Below are 18158 nucleotides of genomic sequence, written 5' to 3' on the forward strand. Positions count from 1 at the left end.
TGTTTTCCTGCTGTTGGAAAACATAATACGGAATCCGAATTCCGATTTCAAGTTAAATCGCTAAATATCTTAGGTCAGGTAATTTAAAGCAACACGCACCAGTTCATCTTCCAGTGCCGCGCCCGATAAAAAGGACAGCGAACCCGTCAGGGTATGCTGGTTCAGGATGCCCAGCAGTACGGGCGGCACCACCATCATCGCCTGCGTGGGGTTCGGGTGGCGGATGCTGGCCGACTTGCTGGCCAGCACGGCGACCGTGCGTTGCGAGATCAAATGATTGATCTGATGCACCCTGTCGCGAAATTGCGCATCCTGCGACGCGCGCGTGATCAGGGCCCGCAAGACGCCGCTGCGCCCGCCATTCACGGCCACGAACATGGCCACCATGGCGCGGATGAAGTCTTCCAGGCTGCGCCCTTCCCACTGGCGCAACTCCGTCAGGGTCTCGACCTTTTCCACCATGTCGGAAAAAAAGCGCTGCAGCAGCAAGCGGCTCAGGGTGTCCTTGTCGCCTAATAAACGGTAAAAGGTGCCGACAGATGTTTCCGCCAGCCTGGCCAGGTCGGCCACGCCGATTTCATCGAAACGGTTTTCCGCCAGCAACTGTTCGCCCACCAGCAGCAGGCGCTCGAACGCCTGCTTGCTGCGCGCCTGGGTGGGCTCCGGTGGAACGATCATCTGCGGGAAGGGCATCGGGAAGGAAGGCATGCGGCGTCGGCGTCTCGAATAGTGGAACCTGAGTTCCGTTATGGGTGCGCGTATTGTAACGCGGGAGACGGCCGATGGGGAGCGCCGCGTGGCGGCATCAAATTCGCTACCGGCCCTGCCACTCCATGTAGACGTCGGCGCGCTGGTAATGCGCGTCGCCGGCGGGCCGCGCCACGTGCGCAAAGCCGCTGCTTTCGTACAGGCAGATGGCCGGCGCCAGCTTGCTGTTCGACTCCAGGAACAACAGTTGCGCGCCGCTGGCCTCGAAGGCGTCGAAGGCCCGCTCGATCAGGCGGCGCGCGATGCCCAGCCCCTGGCATTCTGGCGTGACGGCCATCTTCGACAGCTCGATGCTGGCGTCGCCAGCGCGGATCAGGGCGCAGGTGCCAACGATTTTTCCATCGAGGCGCGCGAGGAAAATCTGCCCACCGTCGTCGAGGATCGAGCGTTGCGGATCGGACAGCACCTTGTCGTCCAGCGCCTCGACATAGAAATAGCGTTCCAGCCATGCGATATTCAGGCGCTTGAAATCGGCCGCGTAGGGTGCGGCGTAGTCGATGATTTCCACGGCGGCCCGCTCGCGCTGGCGCCGGCAGGCGGCGATCGTCTCGCCAAAGCCTTGCGATTGCAAGCGCGCTTCCGCCCGGTCGAGGCTGGCCATCAGTTGCGGCGTGCCCTGTTCGAACACGGCATCGACGGCTGCGCGCACGTCATCCCACAGGGGCGCCATGCTGCGCAGCAAAGCTTGCCCCGCGTCGGACAGCGCCAGCAGGCGGCGCCGCTCATCCTTGGCGTCCGGCAGCTCCGTCACCATACCCGCGTCGAGCAACTTGCGCCCCAGTTGCACCACCACCGGATGCGTCTGCCCGATCTGCGCGGCCAGGGCCGTAATCGCCGTGGGACCGTTGTCGCGCAGCAGCAGTAACAGGGGGAAACAGCGCGACGTCAGTTCGACGCCAGCGGCCAGATAGCTGGTATCGACACCGGCATACAGTTGATCGGAAAGACGACGCAGGCGGCTGGCCAGCATCAGCGAGCCGTAGGTTTGCAAATTGGAGGACATGATTATGGGGATATATGTAAGTAGTTACGTATACCCTAACGTAAACTGGCTTTCCAGGTCAAGGGCCAGCGACCACCCTGCAACAGGCCACGTCGATGTCAGAACACGCCCGCCTTACCCGCATCAAAGGCTTCCTTCCACAGATGGTAGCCCTCCAGTTCGCTTTCATGAACAGGTTCATGGCCAATCAATGACTGCCCCGCCGCCGCGCCCGGACTGCGATTCGGAGCATGGCCTATCCTGACCGTCCAGTTGCCGTCCAGCGCAGCGGCCTGCGCCTCCTCGGCCGTGTCGAACTCGTATTCGCCGTATGCACAGCCGATGATCAACAGGTAATCGTCCTCCGTTGCCACGATGTCCTTGCCGCCCATGTAAATCGCCTCGCCGCGGCCGACCTCGACTGTATCTATCTTCAACACCTTGGAAACAGAAAACTTGCCGCCCTCGTCTTGAGAAAGCAGCAGATCTCCTTGCTTGAAAGGAAAAGTTTTATAGTCGGGAGGGAAGAAATTTCCTGCAATCATGTGTATTCCTGTCAGTTTATAATTACATCAATCTTCATCGGCCAGCGCCGCTTGCAGCCTGGCCGCAAATACCTGCCCGATCAGTTCTCCCAATCCCGGCCACACCTGCGTCAGCCAGCGCTTGCCCTCCTCGCTCGGCACCACATACGGCGCGTCGCGCCTGGTGTACGCCAGGCCGATATCAATGACTTGCTCCGCATCGTCCAGGCCGCCGGCGATCATGGTGTCGATAGGCATGGCGATCAGCTCGGCGGTCAGATGCGGACGCAGCAGGCAGGCGGGGGCGATGATGGCGAATGACGCCTCCATGTAACTCCAGCAGTTGGTGGGCCAGTGGGCAGCCTTGACGGCGTCGAGGAAGGCCGCGTCGCTGAAGGCATCCGGCTGGGCTTGCGCTTGCGCATAGAAAGCGGCAAGGACGACGAGTTGAGGCGGGGAAGTCCAGGTGGGCATGGGATACACAACCAAGAAGGGCTGGCGAACGCGGGACCGAAGCCCGGCGTTCGCCATATTACATCACTTAGTTGGACGTGAAGTCTGCGTTATAAACGAAAGACTGGCCCGTTTCCGCCACAAAGAACTTATAGCTCAGTTTAGCGGTTGCGCCATTCGTCTTGGGCGACACCAGCGAAAAGGTGGCGCTGCTACCGGCAGGAATGACCTGGCCCGACACCAGACCGACGATGGCAGGAACGACCTTGCCGGTACTGTCGACAGCCGTCACATTGGTAATCATGAAGCTCGTCCCGGCAGCGGCCACCTTGAAAGTATCGACCGTAAAGTTGGCCGCACACGATCCTGAGCACGACTTCTGTACCGTTGCATTGGTGATGTAAGGCAGGCCGGCCTGCGTTTCAACCGAACCAGCCCCATTGTCCTGCACCTGGTACAAATTGAGCAGATTCGGCGTCGCCGTCACCGTGACATTATCTTCGCCACTATTCACCGAGCCATCGTTGACGATTAATGTCGCGACATAATCACCGGCCATATCCGCGACAAATGTCGGCTGCGCGGCAGTCAGCGATGACAGCATGGCCGTGCTGCCGAAAGGCTTGCTCTTCAATTGCCATCGGTATGTCAAAACATCGTGTTCTATATCTACACTGCCAAGTCCTGTCAAACGCACGGTCGTTCCCGGCGCGACAACCTGGTCTATGCCCGCATTGGACATCGGCACGCCATTGGTCGAGCTTGCAGTGGCAATAATGGTGGCGGTCGATGGTGCACTGTCGACCGTACCGTCATTGACGACAAGGCTGACGACATAGGTTCCCGGCACATTCGCCCAAAAGCTGCTGACTGCCTGGCTGCGGTCCCATGCGCCGGGAAATGGTTGCAGCATGCTATTTGCAGGCACGGAGATGAACGTCCACTTATAACTGAGATTGTCGCCGTCCGCATCCGTGCTGCCCCTGCCGTCGAGGGTCACGATATTCGCGCCTGCCAATACATGCAGATCCACCCCGGCATTCGCCACCGGGGCGGCATTCGTAGACGTCGCCGTTATCGTGACGTTCATTGAGGAGCTCAGTGTTTTATCGTACACACTCAGCGTGGCGACATACGTGCCAGCCTTGTCAGCAATAAATGAGGGTTTCACCAGCATGGGAGACGACAGCGTGGCCGTGCTCCCCACAGGACGCGAAGTCAGCGTCCAGTAATACGTCAGGGTATCGCCATTCGCATCGGAACTTGCGCTGCCGTCGAGAGTGACGGTGCTCCCCTTGAGTACGTTCTGCGCCGCGCCCGCATTGGCCAATGGCTCGGCATTGGCGACAACCGCCGTCATCGTCACGAAAGCCGGCGCACTATCCACCTTGCCGTCGTTGACAATCAGGCTCACTTCATATGCACCAGGCAAATCCATAGAGAGATACGGGCGCACCGAGTTGACATCCAACAACTGCGCAGTGCTGCCGGCCGGCTTCGATACCAGGCTCCATTTATATATCAGGATATCGCCATTCGCATCGCTGCTTTCGCTACCGTACAACATGATGCCCATCCCCGCAACGACGCTCATTGCACGGCCCGCGTGGGCGACCGGCGGGGCATTGGCTACCGATGCGGTGATCGTGACCGAAGACAGCTCGCTGCTGATCTTGCCATCACTGACCAGCAAGGTGGCCACGTAAGTGCCAGCCACATCAGCGGTAAAGGTCGGTTTCACGGCGGATAAGGCATCCAGGACGGCGGCACTGGTGACGGGTTTGGAACTCATCACCCATTTGTAGGTCAAGGCATCGCCATTCGCATCGGAGCTGGTACTCGCATCCAGGGTCACGACGCTGCCAACCACCACGCTTTGGGCTGGGCCGGCTTGCGCGACTGGCTGCGTATTGACCACGGTGACGGGGGGAGTAACGGGCGGCACAACTGCGCCGCTATTCTCCGCAGCGTCATTGCTCCCGCCGCCACAGGCCGACAAGGCAGCAAAAGCCAGCGCACAAAATAAAATTCTACTATTCACGTGATATTCCGATCAGGTTAATGACATTTCACTCGACCCGAATTATTCACGATAAATAAAAAATATGATAGGCAAGCGCTGAATTGAACGGCATAAAAATATCTTAATTCCAGCGCCGCATTCTTATTATTCATTTCAAGCAAAGAAAAACAATCACATTGCAACCATCGACCAACTTTCATTTGTAACGATGAGTTACCGCCGCCAGTAAAATCAAGAAATAGAAGAACAAGGATGATTCCTTTTCGCCGAAAAGAAATCTATTACTGTGAGTAAAATATGGACACACAAGTCATAATGACAGCCCATCGCGATCATTTCATTCATTCCATGCCACCCTCATTCGAACGCTGGAAAGCCGAACTTTTAATTGTGGGCAACATCGTCCAGGATGACGATACCTCCACGCCGCCCGATGAAGCCCAGCGGCGTTTCCAGCGCTACTGCGCCATGCTCGATGCGCTGACGGGCACGGAAGGCGCGCACTATGCGCTGGCCATTGTGCAATCCGTGCAGGCCGGGCACGATTACGGCGCCTACCAGACGGCCAACCGCGCCGCCTGGCGCTTCGGCGAAATGGCGTATTGCGCTGCGCTGCTGCAGGAACTGCCGCGCCTGATCGCCACCCTGCCCGACTGGGCAGGCGAGTTTCTCGTCGGCATCGCCAACGGCGCCGGCACACCCCACGCCTCGGCCATCACCTGCGTCAACACCCTGCTGGCTGCCGCGCCACCCGCGCATCAAGCGCTGATCGCGGCTTTTATTGCACAGGAAGAAGATGACGGCTGGCTCGAGCATTGCCCTGGCGTGCTGGGGCATCCGTAGGGGCTACCGGCCTTTCCACTCCCTGTCCATTTAACTACATGAGGACTATCCATGTCGGTCTACGCCATTACCATCCCCTGCTTTGCACAGATGCTGCGCTCCCTGACGACGCTGTTAAATAAAGGCGAAGAACACGCCCAGGCGCTGGGCTTCGATCCGCAAAACCTGCTCGTATCACGCCTGGCGCCCGACATGCACACCCTGGCGCGCCAGGTGGAATTTACGTGCACGCAGGCACAGGAAGCCGTGTGCCTGCTGACGCAGAAAGCGCTGCCCCGGCTCGCCACGCCCACCGACATGCGGCAAGCCAAGGCGCTGATCGAGGACACCCTGGCAATGCTCGCTGCGGCGGATCGCGCAGCGGTCGATGACAGCGCGCAACAGCAAGTATCGATCACCCTGGCCGGCGGCCTGAGCTTCGACATGACAGGCCAGGAATACGCGCTCAACTGGGCCACGCCGCAATTCTATTTTCACCTGGTGACGGCCTACAACATCCTGCGCCATAACGGCGTGCCGCTCGGCAAGGCCGAGTATGTGCAGCATATGTTTGCGTATGCGCGCCAGGCATAACTACTTGTATATGTGAAGGAAGAAAACCCATGCTGTTAGCACTCGACGATCCCATCTGGCCCACCCTGGAAGGCGGCTACCGCATGCCCTACGACGTGGCCGCAGCGCTCAAGGCCATGCAGGCGGGCGAAGACGTCTGGCATGAGCTGTGGGAAGAGCTGCACCACCAGGGCGACGTGGGCATCGCCTCGTATGCGGCCGTGCCCCAGCTCGTCCACATGCTGGGCAACGCAGCGTCGCGCGAGGAAGATTTTTATGCGCTCATCGCCCTGATCGAGCTGGAGCGCCACCGCAAGCACAATCCGCCGCTGCCGGAGTGGCTGGCCGGCAGCTACCATGATGCCTGGGCGCAGCTGCCCGCCATCGCCGCGCGCGACCTGCAAGGCCAGTTCGATCCCGTCATGCTGGAATCCGTGTTCGCCGTGCTGGCCCTTGCCAATGGCAAGCTACGGCTGGGCGCTGCCCTGCTGCACATGGATAGCTCGGAGGTGGACGAGTGGCTGGAAGAGCGTCTCGGCTGGTCCGAGGTCTACGGCGCGGACGCGTAACAGTCAGAAACGCTCGTCGCGCAGTGCCGGCAGCACCAGTTCGCGCACGAACGAGGCATTCGACAGGCTCAACAGCATGCGCACGACGGCAACGACGTCATGCACGGGGATCAGCTCGCCCTCGCCCCGCGCGGCAGCGTCCGCCAGCGGCACGGACAAGCCATCATAGGTATTCAGATAGCCCAGCTGCAACGCCGTCACGGCCAGTCCCTGTGCGCGGAAACCTTCGCGCAAGGCATCGGCGATGCCGTTCAAGGCGAATTTCGAGGCGCTGAACGTCACTTCCGGGCGGCCGCTCTGGCGCAGGCCAGACGTCGACCCCGTGAGTATCAGCTGCGGCTTGCTGCTGGCCAGCAAGCGCGGCACCAGGCGCTTGAGCAGCAATATCGTCGCCGTGATGTTGGTATTGACCATGTCGACGATGGCCTCGTCCGCATCGCCGAGAAAAGCGTAGTCATCGCTGAAGGCCTTTTCTTCCCACACGCCCAGGTTGTAGATCACCGCGTCCAGCACGGCCGGCGCTACACGCGCGATGCATTCGACGGCCTCGGCGGGTGCGGCCAGGTCCGCCGCGATCCATTGCAGCTGTGTGCCCTGGCCAGCAGGCAAGTCGGCGGGTTGCTGGCGCGATACGCCGATGACGGTATGTCCGTCAGCGAGCAAACCGTCCACCAGCGCGCGTCCCAGGCCCCGGCTGGCGCCCACGATCATGATGTGCATTGTGTGTCCTTTCCAATGAAGTCAACGCTGATGATAGCGGCGTTGTATTAAGCGCAGCTGAGGCTGCTCCCCATACGCGCCGCATTTACTCACGCGGCGGAAATGCGTATGCTAGGTCTGGCAATCTCCGATAACACACAAGAACGAGACACATGCCTACTTCCAACACCGCCGCAATCAACGCCGCAAGCCGTCCCCTCACCAAACAAGACTACAAGACCCTGTCGCTGGCCGCCCTAGGTGGCGCGCTGGAATTCTACGATTTCATCATTTTCGTCTTCTTTGCCAACGCCATCGGCCAGCTGTTCTTCCCGCCGGAAATGCCGGAATGGCTGCGCTTGCTGCAAACCTTCGGCATCTTCGCCGCCGGCTACGTGGTGCGTCCGCTGGGCGGCATCGTCATGGCCCACTTCGGCGACTTGCTGGGCCGCAAGCGCATGTTCACCCTCTCCATCCTGATGATGGCCGTGCCGACCCTGCTGATCGGCCTGCTGCCGACCTACGCCACCATCGGCCTGGCTGCACCGCTGCTGCTGCTCCTGATGCGCGTCTTCCAGGGTGCGGCCGTGGGCGGCGAAGTGCCGGGCGCCTGGGTGTTTGTGTCCGAACACGTGCCCAGCCGTTTCACGGGCTTTGCCTGCGGCGTGCTGACGGCCGGCCTGACTGTCGGTATTTTGTTGGGTTCGCTCGTGGCGACGGGCCTCAACACCGTCTACACGCCGGCAGAAATCACCGATGGCGCCTGGCGCTATCCGTTCTTGCTGGGCGGCCTCTTCGGCTTTGGCGCCATGTATCTGCGCCGCTGGCTGCATGAAACCCCCGTCTTTGCGGAAATGCAGCAGCGCAAGGCGCTGTCCACGGAAATGCCCTTGAAATCCGTGCTGCGCAGCCACCGCGGCGCCGTCGCCGTGTCGATGCTGCTGACCTGGATGCTGTCGGCCGGCATCGTCGTCGTCATTTTGATGACGCCTGCCCTGCTGCAAAAGATCCACCACATCGCGCCGCGCACCACTCTGGTGGCCAATACCGTCGCCACCCTGTGCCTGGCCTTCGGCTGCATCATCGCCGGCATGCTGGCCGACCGCCTGGGCGGCAAGCGCGTGATCTTCGTCGGCTCCGTGCTGCTGGCCATTTCCACGTACATCTTCTACACCACCGTCGGCAGCCGCCCCGACCTGCTGCTGCCCCTGTACGCCATGACGGGCCTGTTCGTCGGCGTCGTCGGCGCCGTGCCCTACGTGCTGGTGCAAGCGTTCCCGGCGCAGGTGCGCTTCTCGGGACTGTCGTTTTCCTACAACTTGTCGTACGCGATTTTCGGCGGCCTGACGCCCGTGGTCGTGACCCTGATGCTGAAAAACAACGTGCTGGGCCCCGCCTATTATGTGATCGGCGTGTGCGTGGTGGGCATGCTGACGGCCCTGTTCATCAAGGACCAGCGGCAGACCGTGGGACGCTAGATTCGCGCCCCTGCGGCAATCACTGCAGCACTGTTTCCCCAGGCAGGCGCCAAGTGCGCCTGCCCCCCTCCCAAGCTACCAACATGCATGCCCACCATCCCGCACTCATCATCATCGACATGCAACAAGGCATGGCCAGCCCCACTGCCGGAAGCCGCAACAATCCCGGCGCGGAACACCAGATCGCCACCCTGCTGCAAGCCTGGCGCGCAGCGGACGCCACCGTCGTACATGTGCGCCACATTTCCAGAACGCCAGGCTCGGCCTTCTGGCCCGGCCAACCCGGTGTGGAATTTCAGGCAGCGCTGGCACCTTTACCGGAAGAGCATGTTGTGGAGAAAAATGTGCCGGATGCCTTCATCCACTCGGGACTGGAACGCTGGTTGCGCGTACGCAGCATCAGCAAGCTGGTCATCGTGGGCGTCAGCACCAACAATTCCGTGGAGTCAAGCGCGCGCACGGCGGGCAATCTGGGCTTTGCCACGCAAGTCGTCGCCGATGCGTGCTTTGCGTTTGCTCAAGTCGATTATGCGGGCACGCCAAGGACGGCGGACGAGGTGCATGCGATGGCGCTGGCCAATTTGCATGGCGAGTATGCGCAAGTGGTGGCAACGGCGGACGTGATTGACGCACTGTCCCGCCCTTGCCCTGCGCCAGCGCCCCACCTTGTCCGCTAAGCTGTGGCCGGCATACGACATCTGCGCTGAAAAAGCACCCCGCACGGTCCTCCACACATTGCCAGCAGGCATACAAGCCAGCGCCACAATATGTCGCGCCGCACCACAGTCTGAAAAGGCGTTTCACATCAGCAGCTGCCCCGGCAAGCTATCAAGAAAATAGAAACAGGAAGTCTTCAAAGGAGTTTGAAATCTTTCGCCAGTAATCATCGTCCCATAAGATGACAGAGGGCGCGCTCCGAGCGCCCCTGAAATCAAAACAGAATTGACTCCCGTCACCGGCCATGCCGAAACAAATGATTTCTGTAAAATCAACGATGTCCGGAATGGCTCCCGGGCCGGCACTGACACTTCCAGGCTCTCCATAGCAGCCATCGTCGACGAAACACGCGCCAAGCTTCGCTGTCTGGGCAGTCAATTCGACGACATGCGTATAGATTTGAGCCAGTTCCGTCTGCAAGACGCCACCGAAAGAATCGAGCTCTTCTTTCAGTCTCAAATTACAAAATCCTTCCGCATCCCGATATCTTGCTGCAAAAGCAACATACTCGACGGGTAAATCCATACCGTTCATCTGCATTGCTGACTTTACCTTTCACAATCGGATCATGATATTAAAACAAAATTGCTTCTACGCCACCTTCGGGTGGTTTTTTTCGCCCCGATATGTCGCGCTGCACCAAATTCTGAAAAGGCGTTTCACATCGCGAAATTTCAAACAGCGGACTCAGCCATTGATGCTCTCACTTTTTGAAAATTCATTTCACATCCTGAAAAATCATAATTAAGCCATTGAAAAACAAAGACTTAATTTAAGTTATATGTCTTATATAAGACTTGAACATTGGCGCGAATCGGCCTACTATTTAGTCATGCAGTTTGCTTCGACAAGACGTTGTGGCGCACTCGGCGATTTTCTCAAACATAGCTTTTCTTTTTAGGAGATTCACATGTCCCAATATCAAGACGACATCAAAGCTGTTGCTGGTTTGAAAGAGCAACAAGGCAGCGCCTGGAACGCCATCAATCCCGAGTCCGCCGCCCGCATGCGCGCCCAGAACAAGTTCAAGACTGGCCTGGACATCGCCCGCTACACGGCCAAGATCATGCGCAACGACATGGCTGCCTACGATGCGGACCCATCCAAGTACACCCAGTCGCTCGGTTGCTGGCACGGTTTCATCGGTCAACAGAAGATGATCTCGATCAAGAAGCACTTCAACAGCACCGACCGCCGCTACCTCTACCTGTCCGGCTGGATGGTCGCCGCCCTGCGCTCCGAGTTCGGCCCGCTGCCAGACCAGTCGATGCATGAAAAAACCGCCGTCACCAGCTTGATCCGCGAACTCTACACCTTCCTGCGCCAGGCCGATGCCCGCGAACTGGGTGGCCTGTTCCGCCAGCTGGACGCTGCCCAAGGTGCTGAGAAGCAAGCGATCCAGGCCAAGATCGACGGCCACATCACCCACGTCGTGCCCATCATCGCCGACATCGATGCCGGTTTCGGCAATGCCGAAGCGACCTACCTGCTGGCGAAACAGTTCATCGAAGCGGGCGCCTGCTGCATCCAGATCGAAAACCAGGTATCGGACGAGAAACAATGCGGCCACCAGGACGGTAAAGTCACGGTACCGCACGAAGACTTCCTGGCCAAGATCCGCGCCATCCGCTACGCCTTCCTGGAACTGGGCGTGGACGACGGCATCATCGTTGCCCGCACCGATTCGCTGGGCGCCGGCCTGACCAAGCAGATCGCCGTCACCAATGAACCAGGCGACCTGGGCGACCAATACAATTCCTTCCTCGACTGCGAAGAAGTGTCGGCCGACGCGCTGGGCAATGGCGACGTCATCCTCAAGCGCGAAGGCAAGCTGCTGCGTCCAAAACGCCTGCCAAGCAACCTGTTCCAGTTCCGCGCCGGTTCCGGCGAAGAGCGTTGCGTCCTCGATTGCATCACCTCGCTGCAAAACGGCGCCGACCTGCTGTGGATCGAAACGGAAAAACCGCATATCGCGCAAATCGGCGGCATGGTCAGCGAAATCCGCAAGGTCATCCCGAACGCCAAGCTGGTGTACAACAACAGCCCATCGTTCAACTGGACCCTGAACTTCCGCCAGCAGGTGTATGACATCATGAAGGCCGACGGCAAGGACGTGTCCGCCTACGAACGCGCCCAGCTGATGAGCGTGGAATACGATCAGACGGAATTGGCGATCACGGCCGACGAGAAAATCCGCACCTTCCAGGCCGACTCGGCCCGCGAAGCCGGCATCTTCCATCACCTGATCACCCTGCCTACTTACCACACGGCCGCCTTGTCGACCGACAACCTGGCCAAGGAATACTTCGGCGACCAGGGCATGCTGGGCTACGTTGCCGGCGTGCAGCGCAAGGAAATCCGCCAGGGCATCGCCTGCGTGAAACATCAAAACATGTCCGGCTCGGACATCGGCGACGATCACAAGGATTACTTCAGCGGCGAAGCTGCATTGAAGGCAGCTGGTAAAGACAACACCATGAACCAGTTCTAAGCTTTTGGTTTGGCTGTAGAGTGAAAAACCCGCTTCGGCGGGTTTTTTGCGTTTGCGCTGCGGGCAGGCGGCAATTTCGTAGGTCGGCCTAGCGGACCGCGTAAGCCGACATGCACAGCCGCAGGCGCGGCTTGGTGGGGTTGCTTATTGAGTGCAAAAAACGCTTCCGCTATCTTTATTGCGTTTGAACCCTTGCAGCGCAGCGACTGGCCTGAAATACACGCTCAGCTCAATCACAGGGAGCGGCCCTGTATATCCCCGTTGTCATTTTCAAAGATGAGGCTAGCGTGTACGGTGTGAACGTCCCCGATATCAAAGGCGTCCACTCGTGGGGCGATAGCGTGGAAGACGCGCTCAACAACGTCTGGGCAGCCATCACCAGTCACATCGAGACATTGCTGGAACTGGGCGAGCCCTTGGATATCACGCAAAGCAAGATCGAAGCCCTGCAGGACTATCCTGAGCATGCGGGTGGCATCTGGGCACTGGTCCAACTCGACCTTGAAAAACTCGATAGCAAGCCCGAACGCATCAACATCAGCATGCCAAGCTTTGTGCTCAGCAAGATCGACCGCTATGCGGCGGTGCGGCACGAGACGCGCAGCGGCCTGCTGTCGCGTGCGGCGCTCGGCTTGATCGAGGCCGAAGCCAAGAGTGGTGGAGCGCGGTGATGCCAAAATGACTTAACGGCAATCGATATCGATCTCGTTCTGCCCAGCCTTGCTGCCCTTTCTGTAGGTAAATTCGCACAGGCTGACACTATCGTCCATTCGCCTCGACAGTGTTACTTCTCCATGCACGCCATAGCTGCATTGCAGCCACTTGCCATCTGGATAGCGGCCTTCCAGACGGTAGCTGAGCGTCGTTTGCCCTTTCTTCTTGCGCTCCCCGCTGGGCACCAGCTGCCCCCTGCGCTCCGGTGCGCCATCGATCGGCGCTGCGGCACTCAGGTAGAGCGGACTGCCGATATACGGCGTCCAGCCGTCCGGCACGGCATCCAGTTTGATTGATGTTGCTGGCACGCTTTCCGGGCAAGCATATGAGGCGGCCATGGCTGCCTGCGCGAGCACCGGGAAAATACAGCAGGCGACGCCGGTCAACAAAGGTTTAGGTTGCATGGATGCTCCCCTATTCGATGACGAAAAAAGCATCGGCATTGTTGCTGGGGTCGATATGCAAGCCATTCTTGTACTGGCCTTTGGCACGCAAGGTGCGCGAAGTCACGATGCCCAGGCGCTTGCCCGACCACTGATCCATGACAATGATCCCGTCCAGCGTCTGTCCCATATACAGGGCTGCGTGATTGCCTTGTTGATGATTCGCATACTTGCCGTTGATAAACGTGGCAATGGCCGTGCCTTTGCGCAGCAAGCGATTTCCCAGCACTGCTTCCCCCTGCTTCCAGGCCAACGTGGCCGGCGCACCCGCGTAGTAGCGGACCAGCGCAACGCATTGATGATTGCCGACCATGGTGGTTTTTTCCAGGTCGGTGACTTTGGTGTAGGCGTAGGACATGGGGGTTCTCCGGGGTTGGTGGGAGAGGCTTACGATACATGCGGGAAACTGTGCGGAGATTGAGGAGCCGCAAGATTTGAAGGGGGAGTCGGCTATTTCGTGTGAGGGGTCAACAAGCTCTGAGACAGGCTCGTCCTTCAAAGTGACACAACTTTATGCGGAAATGGCATCTGAATAACGCGGCAGGAAACAAGATTAAGTAAATATTGCTAGGTAAAGCATTAGATAAATAGCTGAGGTCGTGTTCGAATGGCAGACGTGACCCTGCGGCTGCCTGACCCTGCGGCTGCCACATGAGTGCCTGCATCGGTGCAGATTGAGATGGCCAAGGCTGAGATCGTGTATAAATGGCGGACCTAACCCCAGCGTCCGCTGTGATCTCAAAAAAAGTCAATCCTCTTGTGACTGTTTTTTCTTGGAAAACTTGGAAATTACAACATCAGTCGCACTTTTATTCCTAAGTAGAAAAGAGTGTTGTAACTTACCAAGCAGGCTTCGTGCATGTTGAGGTTGATGAGTTCGACCAGAAACTTTTTTAACATCTGCCGATCTAAACGCTATCGAATTTTGTTGGCGCACACCGACTCCTGCAGCATCCGCAAGTCGTTGCCTTTGATCATATGGCAAAGAAAACATATAGAGGTGCCTGCTAACTATTCCCTGCAAAAGGCGATAGCCAAACACGTTGTCCTTCAATTTTTCAGCGTATTCTTCAACGGCTCCGAAAGGCGGATCACCTGGATAACTAAGCTGAGCAGCTATCGCGACAAGCTTATACGTAACATTCTCTGAATTTTTACTTACATAATCAGTCGTTGCTTTAAGCGTTGGGGCACCGATAATTTCCCCTTGGCGCGCAATAAGACTATCCGCCATAGATCCAATTGAAGAAAAAATTAGTCGCTGGGCTAAACGGTCTGCATCTTCCTTGAGTAACGATGGTGAGCGCTCCAGGAATTTCGAGCTCAAATCTTCCAATAAAGCAGCGGGATCTTCGTTAACTACCTGAAGAAAGTAATTTATACCTCTTAATGGCCCATCGAAAAGTTCCTTCATTAGATCTTGCTTAAAGGTTTTATCAAGAGAACCATATCTGTTTTTCAATATCTGACCAAGTATTTCACCCGTTTTAAAAAGCAGGTTTATTTGCGATGCAAAGTCAAGATCAGAGATTGAGTTCAACTCAGATTTTTGTTCTACTTCCACCCTACTTGCTGCCTTGTCAGCAGCAACGCGCTGCTTATCACGATTATTTTTTATATTTGTCGTATCCACAATTAACTGAGCAGTTTTTGTCACCCAACCATTTAGTACCTTAGTATCAGAAACTATATTGAGAGGAGAAATACCTTCCAATATTTTTTTTAGAGTTTTCTCAATCTCACGGATTATCCATTTATTTGGAGCATGATGAGAAAGAAAAAGAATTGTGTTGGCATTTTCACGAAGATATAAATGATTACAGGCATGAATTACGTAATCCTTAAGATCCACTTCATCATCGACATGGTCGGCAATATATTTTGCAGAAAAAAAGTATTTTATATAGTGATATCTAAAAGAATATGTATTACCCATTACAGTTAGAATTCTGCATTTAACTAAAAAATCCATTCTACTGGAAAATTCAGTTTCCAATACATGATTGGAAAAATACTCGTTAAAGCTTATCAAGTCTGTGGCATCTAAGCTCTTAACTCGAAGCTTTGTAAAATGCCAAGCAAGATAAGAAATGTAACTAAAAATCTCATCAAATTGTTCTGCCCTAAGCTTTGCTTGAAAAAGGCTTCGGCGAATGAGAAACTCGTAATATTGTGCCATTCCAGCGTTCGCTAGAGTCCCCTTTGAACCTGCCTCCATCGACTGAAGTAAAATTAGTACATTAAAAGCAGTGGTAGGAACCAGACCTTTTCCTATTACAGTATCGATAGTTTGTTCAGACGCATGACAAAGTGCTTGCAACTCTGATTCAGTCAAGGCTTGGCCGACAGATAACCAGCGAGCAATTAGTTCACTTCTCAGCTTAAATCCGAACCCACTAAACCGATAATGATGAAATGATTGCGCAGCTTCTACCGTTTTTGAAGAGGTGGCTTCTGCCATATCAAAGCGTTCGCTAACGGTCACTACAGAATAACTAAAATGTCGTGATATTGAATTTAAGGCTCGGGCAATCGCATCGGGATGCAAACCAGCGCGGTCAAGATCATCTACTAAAAGTATTTTCGATTCTTTATCTAACTGACCATAGGTATTTATTGATTTTTTTCCATACTGGTTCTCTACGGCAGCAATCAATTTTCTCTGAAATTGCTCATCATTTGTATTTCCAATATCTTTCCCATTAACAAGCAAAGGAACATATCCAATATTCAAATAATTTTGATAAAGCGTGTGAAGTAACGCAGATTTTCCAAATTGATCATCTCCACGAAGAACTGCTTTTCCTATTTTCAATATGTCGGTTGCAAAAATTTTTCCGCTTACGATTTCTGTAGTATCGTCAACAGGATCAATTTTAGTTAATTCTGGATAAACATAGATATCAGAAAGAACTAATTTTTCTTTATTAGGATGAGTAAATGTTGCTCCAACATCTTCAAGCCGCCTTCTAAATTCAGCGTCGATTGCAAAAAGCTCATTTTTCTTCTTTGGAAGTGGATTAAATGAATCCCAAACTGCTTCACCTTGGCTTGGCATATAACAATTATCCTTCCAAATGAATTTTACTTTCGCAAATTCTTGGGTTGAAAGATCAAGAGTTATCACGCAAAACTCCGAATCGCCGCTCTTATGGGGCCATAAAGCTCCACACTCAAGCATCAGGTTCTCACCAATATCCAATTCTTTAGATAAAGTAGCACTACTCGTGTGTTCATGTCCCGACATTACAATTTCGTACTGTGACCGGCAGAGTGCTCGAAGAGGGTGATAAGTTGCTTGCGAATACCAGTTTAACGGGTGATGTATAAGAGCTATTCGAACATCGGCTTTGGCTTTGGCTTGATCGGCGTATCTATCCACTGGAAAAACCAGCTTTCCAGGCTCCTCTGGAACTTGCGACATCCAGCTAACATTTATTGCGCTTATGGAAATTATTTTATCATCAATTTTTATTGAATGTTGTTTCCATAACGGATCAGAAAATTTATTGAATTCATTAGGTAAAGAATTCTCAAAATCGAAGTAATTTTTTTGTGGTGCTGATATTACCTCAATAACACTATCATCGATTTCTTGATTCGCAATAACGGTCTCAATTAACCCTTTTCGTGCTCCCGACGAATGTTTGAATTCGCCATCATGATTCCCTGGAACAACTACCATATAGACAACCACATCATCAGCAACGCGAGATTTAATGCACGTAATTAGAGCATCAAAAAATTTCTTCGCCAATACATATTCCTCTTTTGTTCCGGAAAAAGCAATGTCACCAGTCACGGTTATAAGCACCCCTCGTACGTCAGGCAATAACGTATTGACTGTTGCGCAAATTTTTTCAGCTCGGGTAAGAATAGGGCAAGAAACATGCTGAATATGGATGTCACTGAGATGCAGTAGCGCAATTTTCATAGTTACCTCGAAACGGAAATCCCATTGTGACATTGATCAATATTTTTCGGAAGTAACTCTTACGTCTTAAATATTTTTGCAGCAGATGTTGTAACTTCACATCGCGCTATCTGCGCTGATACGCAGAGACAATTTGCACCCATTCCTTAGAAGTTGCAGAGCCGGGGTCACAGAGCCGGGGTCAGGTCCGCCATTTGGACACGGACTGATGCATTGGGCGTCGTAGAAGCTTGCTCAGTCGAAACCTAATTAGAACCACGAACGCGCGCCGCAGGCGCGCGGAGCTGCCGCGCAGCGGCAGCAGTCAGCATGCCGGGGTCACAGCATGCCGGGGTCAGGTCCGCTATTCGGACACGGACTGATGTATTGGGCGCCGTAGAAGCTCGCTCAATCGAAACCTGATTAGAACCACGAACGCGCGCCTACGGCGCGCAGGGCTGCCGCGCAGCGGCAGCAATCAGTGGATTCGGAGAGGGCCGGGCCGGTAGGCCCGCCCCTTCGAATCCCCCGCGCACGCCCCGCAGGGGGCTTGCTTCTCTCCGCGTACAGACGAAAAAAAAAGCTACCCGAGGGTAGCTTTTTCTTTTTCGTCTTTGGCGGAGAGGGGGATTCGAATCATTACTGGCAGCGCGCATAGGTGGCTGATTTCGACGGATGGTAGACTGAAGAATCCCCCCAACGATGCCCTTACCAAAAAGTTGCATACCTGCACTATAAATTAATGTAACAAAAAATACCCATTCGAGCTAAGGATTGAAGATCCTTGTGTCGGTGGTTCAATTCCGCCCCGGGCCACCAAGAATATAAAGGATTACGGCGCCAGCTTGATCTGCAAGCACGATTGCTTACACGTACCCTAACGCTTGCCACGAAAAATGGCGATGAGCAATATCAGCCGCACCTCAGACTCAAAAAATTGGCAATCATTCAACTGCCTGTTAGAGTGTTGCTTGCACGCACTATGCAAG

At 55.2% G+C, this 18158-nt stretch carries 17 protein-coding genes; 7 read left to right on the top strand and 10 right to left on the bottom strand.

The window, feature by feature from the left end; translation table 11 throughout:
- Positions 1–69: 69 nt before the first annotated feature.
- From ACP7EG_RS18270 to ACP7EG_RS18290, 5 genes are all read right to left on the bottom strand, one after another.
- On the bottom strand, positions 70–708 hold the full coding sequence (locus ACP7EG_RS18270) for a TetR/AcrR family transcriptional regulator (protein ID WP_207780977.1): 639 nt from the start codon (positions 706–708) through the stop codon (positions 70–72).
- Positions 709–814: 106 nt separating this feature from the next.
- Positions 815–1771 (bottom strand): bifunctional helix-turn-helix transcriptional regulator/GNAT family N-acetyltransferase, encoded by a 957-nt coding sequence (locus ACP7EG_RS18275; RefSeq protein ID WP_426088759.1) that lies wholly within the window; start codon positions 1769–1771, stop codon positions 815–817.
- Between the two features lie 98 nt (positions 1772–1869).
- A complete protein-coding gene (locus tag ACP7EG_RS18280; protein WP_426088760.1) occupies positions 1870–2295 on the bottom strand; it encodes a hypothetical protein in 426 nt (141 codons plus the stop codon).
- A 27-nt stretch (positions 2296–2322) separates the two neighbouring features.
- Positions 2323–2748, bottom strand: a complete 426-nt coding sequence (locus tag ACP7EG_RS18285) for a hypothetical protein (RefSeq protein WP_426088761.1) — start codon at positions 2746–2748, stop codon at positions 2323–2325.
- Between the two features lie 67 nt (positions 2749–2815).
- Complete coding sequence (locus tag ACP7EG_RS18290) at positions 2816–4768, bottom strand: PKD domain-containing protein (RefSeq protein ID WP_426088762.1); 1953 nt, start codon at positions 4766–4768, stop codon at positions 2816–2818.
- Between the two features lie 330 nt (positions 4769–5098).
- Between ACP7EG_RS18290 and ACP7EG_RS18295 the strand changes: the two genes are divergently transcribed.
- From ACP7EG_RS18295 to ACP7EG_RS18305, 3 genes are read left to right on the top strand one after another with little or no spacing between them, the layout of a single operon-like run.
- Positions 5099–5593: a hypothetical protein gene (locus ACP7EG_RS18295; protein ID WP_426088763.1), complete on the top strand. Its 495-nt coding sequence runs from the start codon at positions 5099–5101 to the stop codon at positions 5591–5593.
- A gap of 51 nt (positions 5594–5644) precedes the next feature.
- Entirely contained in the window at positions 5645–6166 is a 522-nt protein-coding gene (locus ACP7EG_RS18300) for a DUF1993 domain-containing protein (protein ID WP_426088764.1), read from the top strand.
- A gap of 29 nt (positions 6167–6195) precedes the next feature.
- Entirely contained in the window at positions 6196–6714 is a 519-nt protein-coding gene (locus ACP7EG_RS18305) for a hypothetical protein (RefSeq protein ID WP_426088765.1), read from the top strand.
- 3 nt (positions 6715–6717) lie between these two features.
- Here the strand turns inward: ACP7EG_RS18305 and ACP7EG_RS18310 are convergent, their stop codons facing one another.
- Positions 6718–7434, bottom strand: a complete 717-nt coding sequence (locus ACP7EG_RS18310) for an SDR family oxidoreductase (RefSeq protein WP_426088766.1) — start codon at positions 7432–7434, stop codon at positions 6718–6720.
- A 152-nt stretch (positions 7435–7586) separates the two neighbouring features.
- On the opposite strand from ACP7EG_RS18310, the gene ACP7EG_RS18315 reads away from it, so the two are divergent.
- Positions 7587–8891, top strand: coding sequence for an MFS transporter (locus ACP7EG_RS18315; RefSeq protein WP_071079147.1), 1305 nt, complete (start codon positions 7587–7589; stop codon positions 8889–8891).
- 83 nt (positions 8892–8974) lie between these two features.
- Positions 8975–9568 (top strand): cysteine hydrolase family protein, encoded by a 594-nt coding sequence (locus ACP7EG_RS18320; RefSeq protein WP_426088767.1) that lies wholly within the window; start codon positions 8975–8977, stop codon positions 9566–9568.
- A gap of 151 nt (positions 9569–9719) precedes the next feature.
- On the opposite strand, the gene ACP7EG_RS18325 is transcribed toward ACP7EG_RS18320, so the two are convergent.
- On the bottom strand, positions 9720–10142 hold the full coding sequence (locus ACP7EG_RS18325; RefSeq protein ID WP_426088768.1) for an SMI1/KNR4 family protein: 423 nt from the start codon (positions 10140–10142) through the stop codon (positions 9720–9722).
- 376 nt (positions 10143–10518) lie between these two features.
- Between ACP7EG_RS18325 and ACP7EG_RS18330 the strand changes: the two genes are divergently transcribed.
- Positions 10519–12099, top strand: coding sequence for an isocitrate lyase (locus ACP7EG_RS18330; RefSeq protein ID WP_099760425.1), 1581 nt, complete (start codon positions 10519–10521; stop codon positions 12097–12099).
- Positions 12100–12347: 248 nt separating this feature from the next.
- Positions 12348–12770 carry a type II toxin-antitoxin system HicB family antitoxin gene (locus ACP7EG_RS18335; protein WP_426088829.1) on the top strand — a complete coding sequence of 141 codons (423 nt, stop codon included), beginning with the start codon at positions 12348–12350 and terminating at the stop codon, positions 12768–12770.
- Between the two features lie 12 nt (positions 12771–12782).
- Here ACP7EG_RS18335 and ACP7EG_RS18340 read toward each other — a convergent pair whose 3' ends face one another.
- The 3 genes from ACP7EG_RS18340 to ACP7EG_RS18350 form a co-directional block, all read right to left on the bottom strand.
- Entirely contained in the window at positions 12783–13217 is a 435-nt protein-coding gene (locus tag ACP7EG_RS18340; RefSeq protein WP_426088769.1) for an STY0301 family protein, read from the bottom strand.
- A 10-nt stretch (positions 13218–13227) separates the two neighbouring features.
- Positions 13228–13614 (bottom strand): BPSL0067 family protein, encoded by a 387-nt coding sequence (locus tag ACP7EG_RS18345; RefSeq protein ID WP_426088770.1) that lies wholly within the window; start codon positions 13612–13614, stop codon positions 13228–13230.
- Positions 13615–14004: 390 nt separating this feature from the next.
- The gene (locus ACP7EG_RS18350; RefSeq protein ID WP_426088771.1) at positions 14005–17190 is read right to left on the bottom strand and encodes a metallophosphoesterase; all 3186 of its coding nucleotides are present in this window, start codon (positions 17188–17190) and stop codon (positions 14005–14007) included.
- Between the last annotated feature and the right edge of the window lie 968 nt (positions 17191–18158).

This window comes from Janthinobacterium sp. PSPC1-1, from assembly GCF_049897625.1.
Taxonomy (GTDB): domain Bacteria; phylum Pseudomonadota; class Gammaproteobacteria; order Burkholderiales; family Burkholderiaceae_D; genus Janthinobacterium; species Janthinobacterium tructae.

Excerpts from the sequence above, each read along its gene's own strand:
- ACP7EG_RS18300 (WP_426088764.1), top strand. The coding sequence starts at position 5,645 with ATGTCGGTCTACGCCATTACCATCCCCTGCTTTGCACAGATGCTGCGC.
- ACP7EG_RS18330 (WP_099760425.1), top strand. The coding sequence starts at position 10,519 with ATGTCCCAATATCAAGACGACATCAAAGCTGTTGCTGGTTTGAAAGAG.
- ACP7EG_RS18270 (WP_207780977.1), bottom strand. The coding sequence starts at position 708 with ATGCCTTCCTTCCCGATGCCCTTCCCGCAGATGATCGTTCCACCGGAG.
- ACP7EG_RS18315 (WP_071079147.1), top strand. The coding sequence starts at position 7,587 with ATGCCTACTTCCAACACCGCCGCAATCAACGCCGCAAGCCGTCCCCTC.
- ACP7EG_RS18305 (WP_426088765.1), top strand. The coding sequence starts at position 6,196 with ATGCTGTTAGCACTCGACGATCCCATCTGGCCCACCCTGGAAGGCGGC.
- ACP7EG_RS18310 (WP_426088766.1), bottom strand. The coding sequence starts at position 7,434 with ATGCACATCATGATCGTGGGCGCCAGCCGGGGCCTGGGACGCGCGCTG.
- ACP7EG_RS18280 (WP_426088760.1), bottom strand. The coding sequence starts at position 2,295 with ATGATTGCAGGAAATTTCTTCCCTCCCGACTATAAAACTTTTCCTTTC.
- ACP7EG_RS18320 (WP_426088767.1), top strand. The coding sequence starts at position 8,975 with ATGCATGCCCACCATCCCGCACTCATCATCATCGACATGCAACAAGGC.
- ACP7EG_RS18350 (WP_426088771.1), bottom strand. The coding sequence starts at position 17,190 with ATGAAAATTGCGCTACTGCATCTCAGTGACATCCATATTCAGCATGTT.
- ACP7EG_RS18345 (WP_426088770.1), bottom strand. The coding sequence starts at position 13,614 with ATGTCCTACGCCTACACCAAAGTCACCGACCTGGAAAAAACCACCATG.
- ACP7EG_RS18285 (WP_426088761.1), bottom strand. The coding sequence starts at position 2,748 with ATGCCCACCTGGACTTCCCCGCCTCAACTCGTCGTCCTTGCCGCTTTC.
- ACP7EG_RS18325 (WP_426088768.1), bottom strand. The coding sequence starts at position 10,142 with ATGAACGGTATGGATTTACCCGTCGAGTATGTTGCTTTTGCAGCAAGA.
- ACP7EG_RS18275 (WP_426088759.1), bottom strand. The coding sequence starts at position 1,771 with ATGTCCTCCAATTTGCAAACCTACGGCTCGCTGATGCTGGCCAGCCGC.
- ACP7EG_RS18295 (WP_426088763.1), top strand. The coding sequence starts at position 5,099 with ATGCCACCCTCATTCGAACGCTGGAAAGCCGAACTTTTAATTGTGGGC.
- ACP7EG_RS18340 (WP_426088769.1), bottom strand. The coding sequence starts at position 13,217 with ATGCAACCTAAACCTTTGTTGACCGGCGTCGCCTGCTGTATTTTCCCG.